The following is a 19,041-nucleotide window of genomic DNA, read 5'->3' as shown; positions in this document are numbered from 1 at the left end:
TCAATTACCCGTGTCAGATATATCCCGTAAGGATTTAGTATATTACATACTTAGTATATTACATGGGGGACAAAGCGCGAGCTGTCCTTGGTGATTGGGGAGATGTCTTCTCTGATGCCCATGCCGCAAGGCTGGCTGGCGACAAGCCAGGAACCGATTACAGTGTGATTGCCTTCAAAGACCGGCAGTGCGTGAAGCGCTTGTACAACAAAACCTTCACTGCCATAGGGACCATCGACGCTAACCGGTGCTTGGTCGGGACGAATGATTTCTATGTTGGCACCTTCGCGTGAAAGCAGCGGCTTTTTGACATAGCCGCCTTCCAGATTAGAAATTCGGGGGTCGTTGGCAAAATATGCGGGTAAAAGGTTAGGGTGTCCTTCGAACATTTCCCACAACAAAGGTAATAATCCTTTGTTGGATAAGATGGCTTTCCAAGCAGGTTCAATGAAGGTCACGCCGCTGTTCGGTACCGATTTTCCGAACTCGTCGGACATGATCCATTCCCAAGGGTAAAGCTTGAAAAAAGTGCGGATACCCATGTCATCAAGGTCAGTGAAGTGACCGTTATCGTCGATGCCGATTTCTTCAATGTGAAGATAATTGGTGTCGAGACCTGCTTGAATAGCGCAATCTTGAAGGTAGCGTACTGTACCTTCATCTTCGGGACTGTCTTGACAAGAAGCCAGGTGCAGACGCCCATCTATGTCCAAGTTCTGAAAGGCTTCAACCAGGCGCTCATGCACCGAATTAAACTGATCACAGCCTTTGGGTATGATATCACGCTCCATGGCTTGCTCAAGCCATAGCCATTGAAAAGCCCCGCTTTCATACAAGGAAGTTGGTGTATCCGCGTTGTATTCCAAAAGCTTGGCAGGGCCATTGCCGTTGTAGGAAAAGTCCAAGCGGCCATAGAGGTTCTTTTCTTTGTTCAGCCAGCTTGCGCGGATGTAATCCCAGAAATCTTCAGGGATTGCCAGCTTGGACATAACCTCTTCAGAATGAATGGCGCGTTCGACGACTTCAAAGCAAAGTCCTTCAAGGGCCTCACTAGGGTCTTCAATGTCATTTTCTATCTGCTCAAGACTAAAGCGATAGCAGGCGGTCTCATCCCAATAGGGTTCGCCGTCAATGGTGTGGAAATGAAAGCCGAGTTCTTCGGCCTGAGCTTTCCAGTCATCACGTTCTTCGAGAGAGATCCGTTGCATTGCTATACTCTTGTAAAATCAGACACATGAAAAATTTAAAGCAGAACTTTAGCCGAAAGTTGGCTAGAGTTCTGCTTCTAAAAGACAAAATATTATTAAGATTGGCGGAATGTTTTAACCACCAAAACTACGAGACCTGCTTGTTGTTCGAGGCGCGCTGGCACCAAAACCGCCACGTTTTAGTGTGCTGGTTTTGGTGGTAGGGGCTTTGGCAACGTTTGCTGGAACTTTTGAAACGCCGGTCTTTCCGGCCACTTTTTGATTATCGCCAGTACGAAAGTTCTTGGCATCGTCTGCTGAGCGATAGAGTGGCTGCGTTGCTACTCTTGAGTTGCCACTGAGCATGTTACCCATCATGTAACCCATCATTAAGGGCATAAAGACGGAACCGCCGCTGGAGGTCTGCATGGGTGCAATTTCACATTGCGTAGCCCCAAAATCCACTTCGCAATCTTCGACTGATGTGTATTTCGGGGATGCTCTGATGTGTTCAGCTTCGGCGAGTTTCATATTCTCTTCACAACTGGAACGGTCAAACCCCTCTTGCTGGGAGCATTGATCCGCGTTTTCAAAGATCGCAACATCCTGAGGTTCTTCGCAGGCGGTCAAGGCGAGGGCGCTTGCGCCCATCAGCGCTAGTTTCAGGGTCTTAGATCTTTTCATGGAGAGTCCGTTACTGAAATTATTATTTTGTTTGAAAATTCAAGACTTAATGTAAGTCGCCACGCCAAGGATGCAAGGAAATTGTTGTAAGGATTTTATCTTGTTAAGGGGAAGTTTATCCTCTTGGGATAGTCTCTTGTCTTTTCCACGAGGTATAGAGCGGCAACGTGCTGAATATTAACAAAATAATCTTGAAAGTCTTGATGTGTTTGGGCTGTGGGGCGCTTTTGTTTTTTATTCATACTGCGACCGCTGAGGACGTCGCGCACAATAAAGAGACGACTAAAGAATTGAGGCTTCGGATTGGAGTTATTTTTCCGCCGTATTTTATGGCTAAAAATTTAAATGGAAGAGGACAGCGTGGTGCTGAAATCGATATTATAACGGAAGCTCTGGCCTTTGAAGATTACCGTATTACCATTGTTGATAAAGATCAAAAGGCATTCGGAGATAAGACTGAAATCAACCTTGGCCTAAATGATATCGAAATGAGTATGCCCGTGGGAAATGAATTGGGCGTTTGTTATTCTAAACCCTATATTTATTACCGGAATGCTGCGATGTCTCTGTCATCTCGTCGTTTGATCGTCGATGGTATTGATGATTTAGAAGGACGTCGGGTGACAGGCATACAATCAGCTGTCGACCTCATGGGGGCAAATTTTGCAAATTTATTGTCAGACGTCAGTGGGTTTGGAGAGGTGCGAGGGCATCAAGAACAGAGTGTTCTACTTTTCGATGGGATTTCTGATTTTGTCGTCGGGGAAGTGAATATCTTCAATTGGTTGGTCGACAATAGGTTAATCTTGGAACAACGCCATGAAATGGTATCCATTGCAATACATCCGATATTTAATCCAAGTCCTAAACATTTGGTTTTTCGTGATCCATTGGTGTGTCTCGATTTTAACCATGGGCTCAACCGTCTAAAAGAGAGTGGACGATATCAGGAGATTTTAAGTGCCTATGATTTGGAATAATCTATAAAACTAATCCCGCCAATAAGACTGTCCCAGTCTGGTTAAAGGTAAGCGTCCGGTCTCTTTGATCCTTACAAACTATTTTTTTATTCCAGGTACGTCTTATTATCACGTCACTGACGTGATCTCATTCTTGATCTATTGAGACGACCACACTTTACAGTTAAAGTCATAACCCTTTTTATATGCGTAGCTAATTCGGTTCTGTGCTCTGCAGGTAAATGCACTTAATGTGGTTTTAAAAGCCGGATAAGAGCAACCTGAGCTTTGGATGCTTGCAGTTCGTTTAGCTATTATAAGCCCTGTGGAATTGAAGTATGAATAATAACAAAAAATTTAAAGCATATGCTGTTTTTAAAAATGGAAAACGAGAACAGATTAATGCTGATTCAATCGTAGTCGAGGTTGAAAGTGGAAAATCGCTCGAAATAGACCTATGTTCCCACGATTATGCTCTTGGAGGCTTGTCGATTGTAACGCCGCCATATGATGCGAGAGATAATTTGGAGGAGGACGAATGGCCAATTTTTACAATAAGGCCCGGCGCAAGTAATCAAATAGAACTTTTTCTTAATCGTCCTTCTGAGCTTAAACGTTAATCATTTAAGTGTCGCCGCTTACAGTTAAAGAGTGGCATGTAATTTGCTTGATATATCTGAGTGTTTTCTGTTGATTTCAGATGGATGTAACGATGCAAATTGGTGGAGCTGGCAGCTTTCCCTTGATTGATAGGGGGGGCGAGAGAGGTAAAGAGGCCCATAGGCTAGCAGAACTTGGACCTGTTCAGAAGGTTGAACGGGAAAAATTTGCCCAGTCAGAAGCAAGGTACGCGGAAAATAAAGCTACAACTTTATTTTCGGGTGGGGCGTACAAGGCAGATTTTACCGGCCCAAGTAACGGCATCCCCTCCGAAGGGGCGCAGGCAATGCTTGCCTCCAGCCAGACATCTCAAACATTATTTTTTGCTCAGCAAATCGCTTCTGCCGTTCCTGAAGCAAACCTTGGTGCCAAGACTGAGCCCACAAAAACAAACTCTCATAAAGATGCCGTCGAAGCTTACCGCGATATCGTGGGTAAGACGCCTGGAGAGAGAATGAGAGCGCAAGTTCTGAGGTCATTGGGCTTAACCGAAGAACAGCTTGAGCAGTTGCCTCCTGATGAACGTAAAAAAGTTGAAGAACAGATTTCTCAACTAATTGATGAAAAAGTTAAGAGTTCTGTCGCTGAGGGGATTGCAGAGCAAGAAGCGGGTGGGGATACTGCTTCTAAACAAAAAGATGGCTCAGGATTTGAACAAGCCTTGGTGGCACAAAGATCAAGTGTAAAAGGATATGAGACTCAGATCCAAACTTCTGAGAATAAAGACGAACTTCATAAAAACCTGATGAATAACATGATCTAGCACGCAAGAAGATTGTCATTCAATTGGGTCTGGTAAATGTCATATAGGCGTGCAACCTATATGACATTTTTATTGCTTAAAAGAAAACTCTTCATTGTAAGTGTGTTTTTAGATAAACTAGCAGAGGATGTTGTCTTTCTGATCGCCAAGCTTTCATTTCAGATTCCTCGTCTGAGTGTGTTATGTAATATTTGGGATATTAAACGTGGAACTGTCTTCTGATATAAAAGGTTTAACTCAGCCTGTTGAAGGGATTTTGAATTACTGGAAATCCTTGCCATTTGAACAGGACCTTCCTTTTAAATCCTCCCTGGATCCGTTGGACATTCCTACCAATATTCTGCCTCATATTTTTTTGGTTGAGTTAAATTATAATCCATTTTCCGCCTGTATTCGTTTACAAGGAACTTATTTGAACAGTTCTTTGGGGCAGCACTATACTGGTAAACTAATTGATAAAACCACTTTTGGTGACTATGCGTTAGAAATCTTAGCGCTTTATGAGCAATCCGCTGAACGTCGTACACCTTATATTTCACGTGAAGAAATCTCATCCAGTGATAATACGAGTATGTTTGTTGAGGCGATCCACCTCCCCTTGATCGACGAACAGGGTATGGTGAAATATATACTGGGTGCTGTGTCCAAACTTTCGGGGCTTCCGGACACTGAAAGTGACTTTGTTGCCAGCCATTGGGAAGTTAATCAGGTAGAAAAAATAACTTTGGACTGAGTTTTAAGAAGATTCAAAAATCCCTATCAGAAATTTAATCGGGAGGGGATGTCTTGCGCCCTGAAATAAATCAATCAATTGTTTTTACTTACTGTGATGATCTGGAGATTGCCTCACGGTTTTTTAAGGAAACCATGGAGCTTGAATTTGTCGTCGATCAAGGGGCGTGTCATATCTATCGCTTGACGGAGCTAAGCTATCTTGGGGTTTGTTGTTTGCCTGATCGTCCTAGATCTCAAGTGGGGGTTATGATCACCATCGTTTCAAGTGATGTTGATGGTTGGCATAAATTTTTGACTTCGAAGGGCGTGAAGTACATCAAAGAACCTACGCATTCAGAACAATTTTCAGTTTACAGCTCGCTCTTTGTTTCCCCGCACGGCTATCGTATTGAAATTCAAAACTTTGACGATGCCAATTGGCATCAGAAAACGTTGTGATGAAAATGGTTATAGGGTTAAGCCTTTAGTTTTTGAGCAAGCTCACGTTCGATAGCTTTGGCAGTCGGTGTCATAGCCAGACCTCCTTTGCCGGTGCAACGGAGCTCACAGGGGAGCGCCTGTCCTACTTTGTGCATGGCAATAATGACTTCATCCAGCGGGATAAGATGGTCAAAACCTGCAAGAGCCATGTTTGCTGCAGATAAGGCATTTCCGGCCATCATGACATTTTTACCTAGGCAAGGTGCTTCGACCCGGTTCGCGACAGGATCACATATAAGGCCAAAGGTATTTTGCAACGCCATTGATGCGGCCGATACACACTGTTCAAAGGTGCCATCCATCAAGGTTACCAAACCTGCCGCAGCCATTCCTGAACCAGACCCTGTTTCGGCCTGACAGCCGCCGAGTTCTGCAGAGAAAGTCGCCATACGTGCAATGAAAACACCGATCAGGCCCGCTGATAACATCGCTTTGACCTTTTGATCTTCAGGCATATTTAAGGCGTTAGCGACCCCAAGACAGGTGCCGGGCAGGGTGCCACACGACCCAGCTGTTGGTGCGGCAACAATCACACCCATGGAGCTTTTGACGTCCATGAGAGCGGTTACCGCTAAAATGGCATCGTTATAAAGACCCATATTGAGAAAGTTGTTACCAGACATTTTGTCTTGGAACGCGGGAGCTTGCGCTGGATAGATCCGGTCCATGTACTGGGTGCCTTGAATACCTGCAGCAATGGATTTGTCCAGGATTTGTACGATTTCGCGCATTTTTTCAAAAACGATGTCTTCAGATATATTGCCACGCGCGCTTTCATAACAGAGCGCCAGTTGCCAAAGCGGGAGGTTTTTATCCCGGTTATAAACAATCATTTCTTCACTGATAGTAAAGGGAAGAACCGTATTGGAGGAACTCCCGACCGGGAGAATTGGTGCGAGCGTTTTTATCGCTTTAATGTCGATATTTACGGGTAGCTTATCCCGGCTAATAAAGCGCTGCCCTTTGATCTGTAGGACCTGCCCTTGGATGCCTTTGTGAACGAGAACATTATCCACGCCGTCTGATGCGAGTAAATGCTCTTTAAGGTCAGGAGCATCACTCCAAATCAAAGTCTCGAAATAATCGCCGTACATAGATAGCTTTAAATCATCAATGGCGATGACTTCGATAATGCCGCCGCCGATAGAGATTGCAAGGATACAACAGCTTTCATGATCGTTGGTAAGGGTAAGTTTGTAGGTGTTGGGGTGGACGGCCCCGTAACTGGTAATCGCAATTTTAACATCAATACCGTCTGCTTCGAGATGTTTGGCGGCATCAACCATTCTATCGTCAGTGATATTCCAGCCCATCAAGCCCGTGAACAACCCCATATCAGAGCCTTGGCTATCGTGGGTGGGCTCCAGCGATCCATTGGGATCGTATTCAATGAGGACACGGGTAAGTTCTCCGTCCATATAATCTCGCCCAAGCTTGCCAATGCGATAAGCAGCAGCGACGTGTGAGCTTGAAGCGCCGCGCATTACGGGGCCGATTGCATCGTTTAGAATGCTTGGGAAATAAGTGTTCATGGGACGCGCCTTAGGAAAGACCGAGAGGGATAACAAAAAAGTACTGGGCGAAGATCGAGCAGGAAACTTCGCCCAGTATATACGGGCAACAGCGTAAGGGCCCGAAAGTTATGTCGTTAACTTATAACAAATTAAATCCTAAAGTGCTGGAAGCGCTGGTCGACAGGCGATTGCATCACGAATAATCTTTTCGACTTTTTCACGTTGAATACCAACCAAAGGCATGCGTGGCATACGGCAGCGATCGTTCGATCCAATTTCGATCTGTTCAGCGAGTTTGATATTCTGAACAAGGTAGGTGGATACATCGAGATCGAGAAGGGGACGGAACCAGCGATAAATTTCAAGGGCTTCTTGATTACGGCCAGCCTGCATTAAACGATAAATCGCAACGGTCTCTTTCGGAAAAGCCACAACAAGACCGGCAACCCAACCAACGGCGCCAACACTTAATGCTTCAAAGCCAAGATTATCGACACCAGTGAATATGTCATAACGATCACCGAGCTTGTTGATAATTTCTGTTGTACGACGAATGTCATCAGAACTTTCTTTGATGGCTACAAAACGTTTTTCGTCGGCCAATTCCAGCATGACTTCCGGTGTTACATCAACGCGATAAGCAACCCGGTTGGAATAGATCATGACTGGAAGTTCACTTGCTTCTGCAACCGCACGCAAGGTCGCAACGGTTTCACGATGATCTGTGTGGTAGATTGGACTTGGCACAAGCATGATGCCATCAGCACCAGCTTCCTGAGATGCCTGGGCCATATCACAAGCGTCGCGGGTTGCGGCTTCGTTGATGGTCATAAGGGTCGGCTTGTCACCAGTTGAGGCTTTGGCTGTCTTCAACTGGGCGATCTTTTCTGCTTTTGAAAGCATGGAGCCTTCACCAAGAGATCCACAAACGATCAAACCATCGCAGCCTGCATCCATGAGGTAATCAAAGCAACGTTTCATTTCTACATGATCAAGGTTGTCGTTGGCATCAAATTTGGTTGTGACGGCTGGGATTACGCCTTTCCACATGGTCTTATTCCTGTACTGATTTAAGTTATTAAAAAGAGTGTATCGTTGTTCTCAATTGATTTTTTCGGGGTGGTTTTTCGAGATGTTTCTCCGAGATGTTTCTTCGTGTGTGTTCTATCGAACGTTTGCTAAGAATTTTTGCGTGTGAACTGACTGAGGGGTGGTGAAAATTTGTTCAGGTGGCCCAACTTCTTCCATAACGCCTTGATGGAAGTAGGCAACGCGGTCTGAAACATCACGGGCAAAGCCCATTTCATGCGTAACACAGATCATGGTCATTCCTTCATCTGCGAGCAGACGCATGGTGTCTAGAACTTCGCCGACCAATTCCGGATCGAGGGCCGAAGTTGCTTCATCAAACAACATATATGTCGGCTCCATCGCTAAGGCCCGTGCGATGGCAAGTCGTTGTTGCTGTCCTCCTGATAGGGCAGATGGATAGGCATCAAGTTTATCTCCAAGACCAACGTGTTTGAGTTGCTTTTCGGCAATTGACGTTGCTTGATCCTTGGACATTTTTTTGACAATCTTGGGCGCGAGAGCAACATTTTCCAGAGCGGTCAAATGGGGGAAGGAGTTCCACTGTTGAAACACCATGCCGAGTTTTTGGCGCAACTTGTTAATGTCGGTTTTTTTCGCATGAACGGTCGTGCCATCGACGAGGACTTCACCTTTTTCAATAACTTCCAGGCCATTGATACAGTAAAGTAATGTTGATTTTCCAGAACCGGATGATCCGATGATGCTTAGGACTTCACCTTTACTGACGTTGAGGTCAATACCCTGGAGCACATGTAGGTCACCAAAGTATTTGTGGAGTTGCTTGATCTCAATCATGAGGCCCAACTTTCTTCCAGCTTTTGAGAGTATTTTGAGAGGGGATAGGACAGCGCAAAGTAAAAGGCACCTGCGCAGGCCAAAATGATAAAGGGTTCCTGGGTCCGCGTGATTAATATTTGGGAAGCCCGTAGTAGTTCCATATAACCAAGAACAGAAACGAGGGCACTGTCTTTGATAACACTCAGAGCCACACCCACCCAGGAAGGGAATACAGCCCGTAATCCTATTGGCCAGACCACATAGCGCAGGTCCTGCCAATAGGACATGCCCAAAGATCTCGCGGCGCGGCGCATGGGATCACCAACGGCTTCGATGCCACCGCGCACCACATTGGCGACCAGTGCCGCAGTGTAGATGCTGAGAACAAAAGCCCCAGCGGCAAAGGGACCCATTTTCCATCCGATGATCGGAAAGAAGTTGTAAAACAAGATGAGCTGAATAATCAGAGGGATCGATCGGAAGGCATCTAAAATTGTACCAATGGTGGCCTGGGCAAACCATTTTGATGCCTGAAGTGACCAGCCAAAGAAAATACCGAGCGCGGTACCGATTGAAATTGAAACAAGCGATATACCCAAAGTACGCCCGGCTGCTTCGCCCAAAAACAAAAGATCTGTGGCCTGAAAATCGGTAAAAAAGGAAGCTGAATTACTCATAGATCATATTCCTTTCTTAGTATCTAAAGAGCCGACGGGCGGCGAAATTTGAGGCGAGAAGAATTATTTTGACGATGACGTAGTAAATGATTGCTGTGACGGCGAAATATTCAAAAATGCGATAGGTTTTGGAGGCAAAGAATTGAGTTTCGCCAGAGAGTTCACGAAATCCAACCAGCATGCCAAGAGAACTCATCAAAACAGCCCAAACCATTTGATTAGTCATGGGGTGATAGACGATACGCAATACCTGCGGAATGATAATCCGGATGTAAGTCTGCGTTGCGGTCATACCGAGTGATCGGGCTGCGCGAATTTGTGTATCAGGTACCGCAAGGAAGCCGCCCCTGAAGTTTTCTGCGAGATAACCTGCGTTGTTAAAAGTTAGCCCTGCCAGAACGATTAGGTAGGGCGAGAGATGAAGGCCAAACGCGCCGAGACCGAAACCAAAGAAAAATAACTGAAACAGGGCAGGGGTATTTCTGGCAACCTCAACCCAGGTTGTCGCGACTTGCCTAAAAGGAGATGGTCCGTTCATGCGCAATAAGGCAAGGCCTAAACCAAGAACAATACCAAGTATCATTGATATCACGGCAACTTCAAGTGTCAGTAATCCTGCTTCAAGAAGTTCGGGTATTTTCCGAAAAACCGGTCGCCAGTGAAAATTATAATCCACGCGTTAACACTCCGATTATTCCCCTCAAAGTCAAACTGTGCTTTGAGGGGAGTAAGGGTCTTTCTCTCAGGCCTGAGAGGCCTAAGTCGAGAACGTTATTTTGAATAAATACTTTTCGTAGAGTACACTCTTAATAAAGTACGCCGGGAATACGAAGCTCTGGTGCTTCACCACCAACATAATTGTCCCAAAGTTCCTGGTAACGACCAGAGCGAACCTGATGAGTGACAAATAAGTTCAGGTAGTTGAGCCAGGTAGTGTCTTTACGTGGACCAACAACGGATGTGTAATCCGTGGTCCATGGCATACGGGGGCCTGCAACGATGGTATCATATTTTTCTACGATCGGTTTAACGGCAGTATTTGTTGTGATTCCAACGTCAGCTTTTCCCTGAGCAACCGCTAAGAAAACTTCGTTTTCGCTTTGATATCCTTGATAAAGATCTTCAGTGCCCCATTCCTTGGCAATTTTAAGGAATTCTTGCTCAGGAACAGTTCCCACAGCAGCGGCGACACGTTTGCCCTTCATGTCTTCGAAAGACTTGATTCCTGTATCTTTACCAATCACTGCTTGGGCATAATAAATTGCGTAAGGGATAGAGAACCCAACAGTTTTTGCCCGGGCGAGGGAGTCAGATGTGCCGCCAAAAACAACATCAGCAGAATTGGTTACGATCACCGGAAGGCGTTCTGCCCAAGTAACTGGAATAATTTCATGGTCAACTTCGAGAGCCGCCGCGAGATCTTTACAATACTCAACATCAAAACCAGCAGGCTCGTTGTTGGCATCGCGATAACCGATTGGTGGGAAGTCGAGAACGACACCGCAGCGCAGCACGCCTTCGTCGATAACGTCATCAAGCTTATCCGCATAAGCGGCGGGTTGTGCAACAAAAGCAGCAAGGCATCCGCCAAGTGCAAGGGTCTTCATAAAACCGTTTAACATGTATTCCTCCAACTGTTGGGTTGCTTTTTTTTAATCTCTTACGGAATTGGTACGTGGCTGAATTCAACAAGTCTTTTTGCTTGCTTTCAATTAACGTGGAATATTGTATACTGCAGATTGTATACAATATTCAATATAATAATTAAGCTTATTTAATATTTATGGTTTCGGACGTGGGAAAAAGCACATCAGTTTTTGCTGATGTGTTTGAAAAAAAAGAAAATATTTAGTAGGAAAAAAAAATGAAAATTTTTGCAACAGATCTCGGGAAAACGGCTTCTTCGTCCGATATAATCTATGATGCTCTACGCGGATCAATCATTAGCGGGCAAGTTCAGGCTGGGGAATCGATACGTCAGGAATATATAGCCAATCTCTTTAATGTATCGAGAATTCCAGTGCGCGAAGCCCTTAAACGATTGGAAGCTCAAGGGCTGGTCCTGAGTCTTCGTTATAAAGGTTACATTGTTTCTCCTCTTTCTCATGCTGAGATGGAAGAAATTTATGAGATACGTGCTAATCTGGAACCGATTGTGATTGAACGATCTGTTGCGGGTATGAGCGAGGAAACTCTAGAAGAAGCCCGTGAGTATTGCGATTTGTTTAGCTCTGAAACTGAAGCGACCAAATGGGGGGAGTGGAACCGCCTGTTTCATGAAACTCTTTATCGCGACGCACAACGACCTTATCACTTAAAGCTGGTGGCAGAAGCAATAGACAGAGTTGATTCTTATTTACGCGCTCAATTGATTTTGACCAACGGTATGGATAAAGCACGTCATGAACACCTCGGTATTCTTAACGCATGTATAGAAAAAGATGGAAAACGTGCGGCGCGTCTAACACGGGATCATATTCTTGGATCATACAAGGTATTGATCGAATACCTGGATACTCAAAAGCAAAGAAATTGATTTTCAGTTATATCAAACCAAGCTTTTTATGGCTTTAAATATAAACGCCTAATAACGCTTTACAGAATGAAGGTTTCAAAGGGGGCCTCACTCTCTTTTAAAACTTTAATGACCTTGGAGAGAACGTTATCAGTATACAAAATGGCATTAACACAAACATTATCTAGTTCTTCTTGGCTGCAATCAGATAACTCGTTGGTGGCGAATTCCGGTTTGAATTTCTCAAACTTCTTTGGGTGGCGTTGATTTTATTTTGATCAGGTTTGAAAAGTTGTTTTAAATATCTCTCGTCTTAAAGTATTTGGAGGCGGTAAGCTCAAAAGCCTTAGAAACTTCGTTTGATCTTGTTCATTCTTGTTCTCTGGCCTTGTGAGTGATATCTAGGTTCCAGAATCTAAATAGTCGTCTAGTTGACACGACATCCGTCAGGGGCAGGATCGCATGAGCGAGAAAAATCAGGACTTTCAACAGGCACTCGCCAACCGTTTAACCGATGCTGCATACCCAGAGTTGCCAGAGCATTATCAGGGTAAAGTCCGCGATGCCTATGACTTGCCAGACGGGCGCCGGATCATGGTTGCGACTGATCGCCAATCCGCATTTGACAGAATATTGGCTGCTGTACCTCACAAGGGCCAGGTTTTAAATCAAACGGCCCGGTTTTGGTTTGAAAAAACCGCTGATATCTGCCCCAATCATGTTTTGAGTTTTCCCGATCCGAATGTGGTAATCGGACGTAAGCTGACGATGCTGCCGATTGAAATGGTAGTACGCGATTACATGACGGGATCGACCGAAACCTCGATTTGGCCGATGTACAAACGCGGTGAACGCACGCTTTACGGTCATGATTTTCCAGAAGGTCTCTCCAAGAATCACAAACTGCGTGAAACCATTCTTACTCCAACGACAAAGGCTGCCCAAGGCGATCACGACGCTCCTATTACGGCTGCAGAGATCGTCGAGCAAGGTATTTTGACAAAGGATGTTTGGGATGAATTGGCAAGGCTTTCCTTGGCACTTTTTGCCCGGGGCCGTGAGATTGCTGCACAACACGGTTTGATTTTGGTTGATACCAAGTATGAATTTGGCGTTGATGATCAAGGGCGTATTACTCTTGCAGATGAAATTCATACGCCAGATTCCAGTCGTTACTGGATTGCTGAAACCTATCAAGATCGTATGGCGCAGGGACTTGAGCCGGAAAGCTTGGACAAGGAGTTTTTACGTCTTTGGGTGAGTGAACGGTGCGATCCTTATAAAGACGATATTCCCGATATCCCTGACGAAACCCTTGAGATATTTAGCGAGAAGTACATTAACTTGTTTGAGCGCGTAACTGGGGAAACTTTTAAACGCGAAAGCTTTGACCAGCCACTGCGTGATCGTATTCGGGAAAATTTGGCTAAAATTCTGCCTGAGTACTTTTAAAGGTACGATAAAGTTCTCTTGGTTAAGTGCGCCTTTCTTCCTTCGTCAAATGCCATGTTCTTTGTGTTTCAGGTAACTTAAGCGCGAGCCCTATAGTACTAGGGTAACATAAAAATATGCCTGTTAACCCGCGCAATGATCTCATCGAAGAAATGTTTGTGGGTGATGGGCTCGCCCATTGGGCGAAGGAGTATCCCGGTTTTTAAGGCAAGGAATTTTTGTTAAATGCTGTTTTGCCATTTTTTGCGTCTGTATTTCACTTGTCCGGATATCATATTCTAAGGGGGACGGACGAAATTATTACCGACGTTCAGACGTATTTTACGGTCAATTATACAAACCTGAAAATTATAAGGGTTTAAGGGGTAATTTTATCTGAAAACTCGAACCTTTCCCCTTGACGCTCTTTACTGTGATTTGACCGCCCTGTCTTTCTACGAGATCTTTACAAAGCGGCAGACCCAGACCAGTACCCGTTTCTCCACTGGTTCCTAATGTTGAAGTTTTCTCGCTTAACAGGAACAACCGTGTGGCCTTTGAAGAGGGAATACCAACCCCGGTGTCAGACACTTCAATTTCGGCCCAATTTCCGTTTTCTCGACTGGTTATGGTAACTTCTCCATTGAGAGGGGTGAATTTTATCGCGTTGAGGATCAGATTTCTAATAATGGTATCAAGCATATAGTTATCGGCCATAACGATGATGTCTTTTTGACAATCTGCTTTTAAACGGATGGATTTTTCTTCTGCGGTCGGCTGAAATAGGTCTAGATTTTCGGTGATGATATCTTCTACAGAGACTGGGGAAATTTCAAACTCCATACGATCCATTTGTAAGAGAGACCAATCAAGAAGGTTTTCTAACAGCTTGAATACCTGTGTGGCAGAGTTGTGAACTGCAATACCATATTGCACCGTTTTCTCCGGGTCTATATTCGAACCTTTGACCGAAAGAAGACTTGAAAAACCAAGTAGAGAATTGAAAGGCCCTTTGAGGTCATGAGCAATGATGGAGAAGAACTTGTTCTTTTGCTCGTTGAGCTGTTTAAGTTCCTCTTCAGCCTGCCTGTGTTTTGTTACATCGGAAAGCCACACCATAACAGCATCTTCCCCAGCAAATACATAAGGGGTCCAATCTGCATAGGCCCACCAAATCGTTTTATCTGTACGTATACGTTGTTGCTCAAATCCATCTATGGCACCATTTTTTTGAAATAAAGCCCAGATCTCGTCTCGGTCCGCAGGCGCAAGGTAGCTTTCTGATATTACGGTCTCTATTTCTGTAACGTCATCAGGGATAGCAAACATTTCTGTGAAACGACGGTTGTAATAAAGCTGTTTCCTATCTTTGAGAGAAACAATGGATACGCCAAAAGGGCTGTAATCAAGGATTTGTACGAGGCGAGCTTCACTTTTTCGGAGCAAAGCCTCAGCATATTCGCGTTCCTTTATTTCTTGTTCCATGGCAAAGGTTTTACTAATCCGGTCAGAAGACTCATTAATTGAATTAACGACCAAATCCAATTCATCAAAAGACTTTATCTTTTCGCGGTTACGCTTGAGGTCAAGCGGGGCGTACGATTGAGGAATATTTAACGCAGCTAAGTAGTCTATGATGTTTGTCAGGTGACGACTGACCATCAGATGAAAAATTATGATGGTAAAGGTTATAACCAGAGCCGTTTTAAATGTATTGCTGATGAGGATGATAAGGGCACGATCAAGAACCCGCCGAAAGGCTGCGTCGCCGTCAATTGCAATAACTAACGTGCCGATCTCATCAACTACTCCTGAATATCTATACTGCAGAGGAAAGCTTTTGGTTCCAGTATCTTTAATCGGTTTGTCACCGATCGAGAGTAAAATTTCTTTATCATCAATGATTGCGGCATAATTCACATCCCGGATATTGATCAGTCCTTCAATGATGGTTTGCAATAATACCGTATCTGTCGCCCAAAGGCCTTGGGTTATCGTTTTTAAGTGAACCTGTCTGATTTGCTCAAGAGCCTTATCCTGTTCAGCTATATCGGTTTCATAGTCTCTTTGAAGTTGAAAAATTGTAAGGAAAAGGGTGACCAAAGAGCTACATAAGACAATGTACATAATCAAGCGTCGGGAAATCGACTTGAAGGGAGGGCTATTGTTTTTACTATTTACCACGTATGTAGGCCTTCAGATGAACCAATGTTGGAGGCAATTTTATGGTGGGTTTTAACTGCCATGATTAATCTCAAAACACTCATAAGTATCATCGCAAAGGGGAAGATTATGTTCAGCTAAGTTCATTAAGACTTTGATGACATGTTCACGAATACGGATCAGTTCTCCTGAGGTGGCCATTTCGGTAAAGACCGCGGATAACTTGGGGATTAAGGCTGCATGTTTTTTGTGGAGGTAATGGTACAGATCAAATTTGGCAATTGCTGGGGAGAGTGGAGTGACATTATCGATATCATTCTTTTTGATTTGATAAAGACCGTTTAATCTTGGGGAGATAGCGACATCAATTCTGTCTTTGTTTAACATTCGAAACAGACTCGCGTAATCTCTGGCCAGATATGTGTCCATATCTGTTGTATTGTTTTCAGCAAATTTAATGCCGCGGATTAAACCAATTCGATGCTTTTTTAAGCTCTGCCACCCATCTATGGCAATAGTTTGGTTCCGGCTAAAAGCTACCCCTTCAATGAAATTAATAGCGGGATAGATTTGAATCAGATTACCATATTTAGCAGATAATCCATCAATGCGTTGTACATCACCGGCGACTTCGCCGCTATTGGCTAGTCTCAATGCTCGTTCTCCGGGGTGTTTTTCTATAATGATTTCTAGTCCGATTTGTCGGTATGCTTTACGTAAAATAACTTCACTTATTATCGTGTCGACGGTCCCTTCAGCCGCGACCAAGGTAAGAGGAATTGAGGTTATTTCTGCTGTTTGTTCTATTGTTTTTAGAGGCGTTTTTGTGACTATTTTTTCTGTGGCTATTCCGGGTTTGATTGGTAATAAAAACAGGATGATGGATAAGACAAGAATTTTGCGCATAATGCCGAAGGCATGGCGGAGACAGCCCCAAAGATATACGTTATAATACAGATGCCTATACAGGAATTTGTATTGGCAGCCGGGACTTAAATTAAGCCAAGACAGTAACGCCAATTTTTGCCCTCTTTAAATGGAAATGCTCCTATGACTTTATGCAGCCTATAACAGTTGAGCATTTATAATAAATTTGGGTAACAAGATATGATAGCGCATGTTTCGTTAGTATTTATTTAAGATCAATTAAGGGGAAGTGGCTCTAAGTCTCACTTTTGAGCTGGTTATGACCTTTAAGGGAAAGTTATAAAAAGCGAATATAGCCATAAAATGACAATATCAGTCTAGGTTTGATGTCCAAGGTTACGGATTTACCAAAATCCCCATAATTTATGCGTCAAACGAGCCGTAACGCCTATTTCGATTTTTTAATGTGTCGTCGTTTTGATTAGCCCACTAACATAATAAGATATGAGTATTTTTGCGATAAAAGTGAGGCGAATTTTGAGGGTTTATTGTTTCTTCATATGGTTTCGTTATGGTTGATTGATTTTTAAAAATGAGTTGGTTTTGAATTTTTAAACTTTAATTTTTTATCAGTGATTTTATACTAGGTATCACACTTGGAAATATATCAAAAAGATATGTTTCATTGCCATCGTTTAATGTCGTTATTCCTAAAGATAAATGAGGTTTGAGGGAGATGTTTCGTTATGATTAAGTCCGTAGTGGAGATTGTTGCAAATGCTAAAAAAGCAGTACCAACAATAAGTTCTGCTGGTTTAATGGAAGTTTTGGGGCAGAGTAATGTTGTCGTCGTTGATGTGCGAGACGCAACGGAACTCGCTTCGACGGGGATCATTCCTGGTGCCTTGAATATTTCTCGTGGCATGCTGGAATTTAGGGCTGACCCAACGACGCCAATGCATGACAAGAATTTATCAAAAGACAAGATGATCGTGCTCTACTGTGCCTCTGGCGGCCGTGCTGCTTTGAGCGGTAAGGTTTTGATGGATATGGGCTATAAAGATGTACGTAATCTGGGATCTATTAAAGACTGGATCAATGGTGGCGGTGAAATTGAGACTCCTGATGATGAAAATTAGAGTATTACAGGACTAAGATCTGTATCAGCGTAAAGAATAAAGGCCTGAAACTTTCAGGCCTTTTTTGTTGCGGTCTTGTTATTGATGTTAAGTTTGTAAGCAGGTGGCACTTAATATTAAGCCTGAGAAAAAACTTTTAATCCTACAATGCCGGTTACGATCAAAAGTAGGCATAATATACGCATAATATCGTGGCTTTCACCAAACAGGATCATGCCAAGTATGGCAACGCCAACGGTGCCTATTCCTGTCCAGACGGCATAGGCGGTCCCTACTGGAATTGTTTTCATCGCCGTGGATAATAGCCAAAAGCTTGCGGCCATCGCAATTACGGTGAGGACAGAGGGCACGACCTTTGTCCAGCCGTCGGCATATTTAAGGCCGATCGCCCAACCGCATTCAAAGATGCCCGCTAAAATCAGATAGATCCAAGCCATGATGTTCTCACTTTTTTAAATATGTTGGTTTTCGTTTGTTAAGAGTGAATAGGCGTCGCCTCTTGGCCAGAGATCAACTGTTATCAACTGATCTCCCAGATGTGCAGCTCGGTTTGTCGCCTGTCATCCAATATGCGTGTGTCATTTGAGGGGAAGTCCGGCACGACAAAAGAATTACTGATAAACCTTCCATCCTTGGGCATCTCGGCGGTAATTTTTTTATAAAGCCGTGACATTGGCTCCGGGGAAAGAAATGCATAGACGTAATTGTATTTTGACAGGTCCACATCCCAGAGGCTTTTACGTTGAATTTTTATATTGTCATGGCCAGACAATAGGCATCGAATAAGGGATACAAGATAGGGGAGAGGTGCGGTCTCAACGCCTGTAAAGTGGTGTTGGGGAAAGCGTTTGGCCAAGGCAACCAAAGTGCCTGAAAAACCACAGCCGAGATCCATAAAGTGGATCGGCTTGGTGCTTTTTGTTGATGATCCTGTATCCAGAATATCGCCGAGTGCTTTCCAAGTTATTTTGTTGCTGAGGTACAAAGGAACCCGTTCATCAGCGCTATTCCAATAAAAGAGTAACAACGCGAAAAAAGCCAACGGATAGAGCCATGTTGGGAGATTAAAGATAATGGCAAGCATAATGGCAAAAGGTGCCGTAAACTGAATGATAATCCACCACATCGGCAAGCGAAAGATATAGCTTAGTAAAAGGGCACCGCCAGCTTGAATTCCGACTTTAGTCCACAGGGAAAGTGTTATGGAAAACCCTTGCCACAAGGTTTGGATAACAAGGAATAACCCTATCAAAACAATTAATTGTAGGCCGATAGCTGTTAGAATAGGACGGAAGCGGTTTAACAATTGCAATAGGAGGCTCACACAGTCAGAGAATTTAATCTGGTTAACACTGAAAGGATTGTTAACTAAAAAACATCCAATTGATAGAATTATCT

The 19,041-nt window shown here is 44.0% G+C and carries 20 protein-coding genes; 8 read left to right on the top strand and 12 right to left on the bottom strand.

Annotated elements, in window-relative coordinates:
• Window positions 1–50: 50 nt before the first annotated feature.
• On the bottom strand, window positions 51–1,208 hold the full coding sequence (locus ACFSKO_RS08210; RefSeq protein ID WP_380250345.1) for a glutathionylspermidine synthase family protein: 1,158 nt from the start codon (window positions 1,206–1,208) through the stop codon (window positions 51–53).
• Between the two features lie 114 nt (window positions 1,209–1,322).
• Window positions 1,323–1,871, bottom strand: coding sequence for a DUF1190 domain-containing protein (locus tag ACFSKO_RS08205; RefSeq protein WP_380250344.1), 549 nt, complete (start codon window positions 1,869–1,871; stop codon window positions 1,323–1,325).
• A gap of 167 nt (window positions 1,872–2,038) precedes the next feature.
• Here ACFSKO_RS08205 and ACFSKO_RS08200 point away from each other — a divergent pair, with 167 nt between their 5' ends.
• The 5 genes from ACFSKO_RS08200 to ACFSKO_RS08180 all read left to right on the top strand — a co-directional run bounded on the left by ACFSKO_RS08200 (window position 2,039) and on the right by ACFSKO_RS08180 (window position 5,426).
• Window positions 2,039–2,851 carry a hypothetical protein gene (locus tag ACFSKO_RS08200; protein WP_380250342.1) on the top strand — a complete coding sequence of 271 codons (813 nt, stop codon included), beginning with the start codon at window positions 2,039–2,041 and terminating at the stop codon, window positions 2,849–2,851.
• Window positions 2,852–3,168: 317 nt separating this feature from the next.
• Entirely contained in the window at window positions 3,169–3,450 is a 282-nt protein-coding gene (locus tag ACFSKO_RS08195; protein WP_380250340.1) for a hypothetical protein, read from the top strand.
• 92 nt (window positions 3,451–3,542) lie between these two features.
• Entirely contained in the window at window positions 3,543–4,253 is a 711-nt protein-coding gene (locus ACFSKO_RS08190; RefSeq protein WP_380250338.1) for a hypothetical protein, read from the top strand.
• A gap of 205 nt (window positions 4,254–4,458) precedes the next feature.
• A complete protein-coding gene (locus ACFSKO_RS08185; protein WP_380250336.1) occupies window positions 4,459–4,986 on the top strand; it encodes a PAS domain-containing protein in 528 nt (175 codons plus the stop codon).
• A gap of 53 nt (window positions 4,987–5,039) precedes the next feature.
• On the top strand, window positions 5,040–5,426 hold the full coding sequence (locus tag ACFSKO_RS08180; protein WP_380250334.1) for a VOC family protein: 387 nt from the start codon (window positions 5,040–5,042) through the stop codon (window positions 5,424–5,426).
• A gap of 17 nt (window positions 5,427–5,443) precedes the next feature.
• On the opposite strand, the gene ACFSKO_RS08175 is transcribed toward ACFSKO_RS08180, so the two are convergent.
• The 6 genes from ACFSKO_RS08175 to ACFSKO_RS08150 form a co-directional block, all read right to left on the bottom strand.
• Entirely contained in the window at window positions 5,444–7,000 is a 1,557-nt protein-coding gene (locus ACFSKO_RS08175; RefSeq protein WP_380250332.1) for an L-serine ammonia-lyase, iron-sulfur-dependent, subunit alpha, read from the bottom strand.
• Window positions 7,001–7,138: 138 nt separating this feature from the next.
• The gene (locus ACFSKO_RS08170; RefSeq protein WP_380250330.1) at window positions 7,139–8,032 is read right to left on the bottom strand and encodes a dihydrodipicolinate synthase family protein; all 894 of its coding nucleotides are present in this window, start codon (window positions 8,030–8,032) and stop codon (window positions 7,139–7,141) included.
• 114 nt (window positions 8,033–8,146) lie between these two features.
• Window positions 8,147–8,869, bottom strand: a complete 723-nt coding sequence (locus ACFSKO_RS08165) for an amino acid ABC transporter ATP-binding protein (RefSeq protein ID WP_380250328.1) — start codon at window positions 8,867–8,869, stop codon at window positions 8,147–8,149.
• The gene (locus tag ACFSKO_RS08160) at window positions 8,866–9,528 is read right to left on the bottom strand and encodes an amino acid ABC transporter permease (RefSeq protein ID WP_380250326.1); all 663 of its coding nucleotides are present in this window, start codon (window positions 9,526–9,528) and stop codon (window positions 8,866–8,868) included. The genes ACFSKO_RS08165 and ACFSKO_RS08160 overlap by 4 nt, the downstream gene beginning before the upstream one ends.
• Window positions 9,529–9,544: 16 nt before the next feature.
• Window positions 9,545–10,204, bottom strand: coding sequence for an amino acid ABC transporter permease (locus tag ACFSKO_RS08155; protein ID WP_380250323.1), 660 nt, complete (start codon window positions 10,202–10,204; stop codon window positions 9,545–9,547).
• Window positions 10,205–10,334: 130 nt separating this feature from the next.
• A complete protein-coding gene (locus tag ACFSKO_RS08150) occupies window positions 10,335–11,150 on the bottom strand; it encodes a transporter substrate-binding domain-containing protein (protein ID WP_380250321.1) in 816 nt (271 codons plus the stop codon).
• A gap of 242 nt (window positions 11,151–11,392) precedes the next feature.
• Between ACFSKO_RS08150 and ACFSKO_RS08145 the strand changes: the two genes are divergently transcribed.
• Window positions 11,393–12,064, top strand: coding sequence for a GntR family transcriptional regulator (locus ACFSKO_RS08145; RefSeq protein ID WP_380250319.1), 672 nt, complete (start codon window positions 11,393–11,395; stop codon window positions 12,062–12,064).
• 441 nt (window positions 12,065–12,505) lie between these two features.
• Entirely contained in the window at window positions 12,506–13,495 is a 990-nt protein-coding gene (locus ACFSKO_RS08140; protein WP_380250317.1) for a phosphoribosylaminoimidazolesuccinocarboxamide synthase, read from the top strand.
• Between the two features lie 348 nt (window positions 13,496–13,843).
• Here the strand turns inward: ACFSKO_RS08140 and ACFSKO_RS08135 are convergent, their stop codons facing one another.
• Window positions 13,844–15,658 carry an ATP-binding protein gene (locus tag ACFSKO_RS08135; RefSeq protein ID WP_380250315.1) on the bottom strand — a complete coding sequence of 605 codons (1,815 nt, stop codon included), beginning with the start codon at window positions 15,656–15,658 and terminating at the stop codon, window positions 13,844–13,846.
• A 51-nt stretch (window positions 15,659–15,709) separates the two neighbouring features.
• Complete coding sequence (locus ACFSKO_RS08130; protein ID WP_380250313.1) at window positions 15,710–16,543, bottom strand: substrate-binding periplasmic protein; 834 nt, start codon at window positions 16,541–16,543, stop codon at window positions 15,710–15,712.
• Between the two features lie 707 nt (window positions 16,544–17,250).
• On the opposite strand from ACFSKO_RS08130, the gene ACFSKO_RS08125 reads away from it, so the two are divergent.
• On the top strand, window positions 17,251–17,643 hold the full coding sequence (locus ACFSKO_RS08125; protein ID WP_380250311.1) for a rhodanese-like domain-containing protein: 393 nt from the start codon (window positions 17,251–17,253) through the stop codon (window positions 17,641–17,643).
• A gap of 116 nt (window positions 17,644–17,759) precedes the next feature.
• Here ACFSKO_RS08125 and sugE read toward each other — a convergent pair whose 3' ends face one another.
• Both sugE and ACFSKO_RS08115 read right to left on the bottom strand, forming a co-directional pair.
• Window positions 17,760–18,080 (bottom strand): quaternary ammonium compound efflux SMR transporter SugE, encoded by a 321-nt coding sequence (sugE, locus tag ACFSKO_RS08120; RefSeq protein WP_380250309.1) that lies wholly within the window; start codon window positions 18,078–18,080, stop codon window positions 17,760–17,762.
• Window positions 18,081–18,163: 83 nt separating this feature from the next.
• Window positions 18,164–18,955: a hypothetical protein gene (locus ACFSKO_RS08115; RefSeq protein ID WP_380250307.1), complete on the bottom strand. Its 792-nt coding sequence runs from the start codon at window positions 18,953–18,955 to the stop codon at window positions 18,164–18,166.
• Between the last annotated feature and the right edge of the window lie 86 nt (window positions 18,956–19,041).

It is taken from the genome of Kiloniella antarctica (assembly GCF_042682825.1).
Classification (GTDB): Bacteria; Pseudomonadota; Alphaproteobacteria; order Kiloniellales; family Kiloniellaceae; genus Kiloniella; species Kiloniella antarctica.
The sequence above is the reverse complement of the archived record's forward strand: the minus strand, read 5'-3'. Positions and strand labels throughout refer to the sequence as shown.

Bases quoted from the DNA above. Each gene is read 5' to 3' on its own strand.
- ACFSKO_RS08210 (WP_380250345.1), bottom strand. From the start codon at position 1,208: ATGCAACGGATCTCTCTCGAAGAACGTGATGACTGGAAAGCTCAGGCC.
- ACFSKO_RS08205 (WP_380250344.1), bottom strand. From the start codon at position 1,871: ATGAAAAGATCTAAGACCCTGAAACTAGCGCTGATGGGCGCAAGCGCC.
- ACFSKO_RS08195 (WP_380250340.1), top strand. From the start codon at position 3,169: ATGAATAATAACAAAAAATTTAAAGCATATGCTGTTTTTAAAAATGGA.
- ACFSKO_RS08190 (WP_380250338.1), top strand. From the start codon at position 3,543: ATGCAAATTGGTGGAGCTGGCAGCTTTCCCTTGATTGATAGGGGGGGC.
- ACFSKO_RS08175 (WP_380250332.1), bottom strand. From the start codon at position 7,000: ATGAACACTTATTTCCCAAGCATTCTAAACGATGCAATCGGCCCCGTA.
- ACFSKO_RS08170 (WP_380250330.1), bottom strand. From the start codon at position 8,032: ATGTGGAAAGGCGTAATCCCAGCCGTCACAACCAAATTTGATGCCAAC.
- ACFSKO_RS08165 (WP_380250328.1), bottom strand. From the start codon at position 8,869: ATGATTGAGATCAAGCAACTCCACAAATACTTTGGTGACCTACATGTG.
- ACFSKO_RS08160 (WP_380250326.1), bottom strand. From the start codon at position 9,528: ATGAGTAATTCAGCTTCCTTTTTTACCGATTTTCAGGCCACAGATCTT.
- ACFSKO_RS08150 (WP_380250321.1), bottom strand. From the start codon at position 11,150: ATGTTAAACGGTTTTATGAAGACCCTTGCACTTGGCGGATGCCTTGCT.
- ACFSKO_RS08145 (WP_380250319.1), top strand. From the start codon at position 11,393: ATGAAAATTTTTGCAACAGATCTCGGGAAAACGGCTTCTTCGTCCGAT.
- ACFSKO_RS08140 (WP_380250317.1), top strand. From the start codon at position 12,506: ATGAGCGAGAAAAATCAGGACTTTCAACAGGCACTCGCCAACCGTTTA.
- ACFSKO_RS08130 (WP_380250313.1), bottom strand. From the start codon at position 16,543: ATGCGCAAAATTCTTGTCTTATCCATCATCCTGTTTTTATTACCAATC.
- ACFSKO_RS08125 (WP_380250311.1), top strand. From the start codon at position 17,251: ATGATTAAGTCCGTAGTGGAGATTGTTGCAAATGCTAAAAAAGCAGTA.
- sugE (WP_380250309.1), bottom strand. From the start codon at position 18,080: ATGGCTTGGATCTATCTGATTTTAGCGGGCATCTTTGAATGCGGTTGG.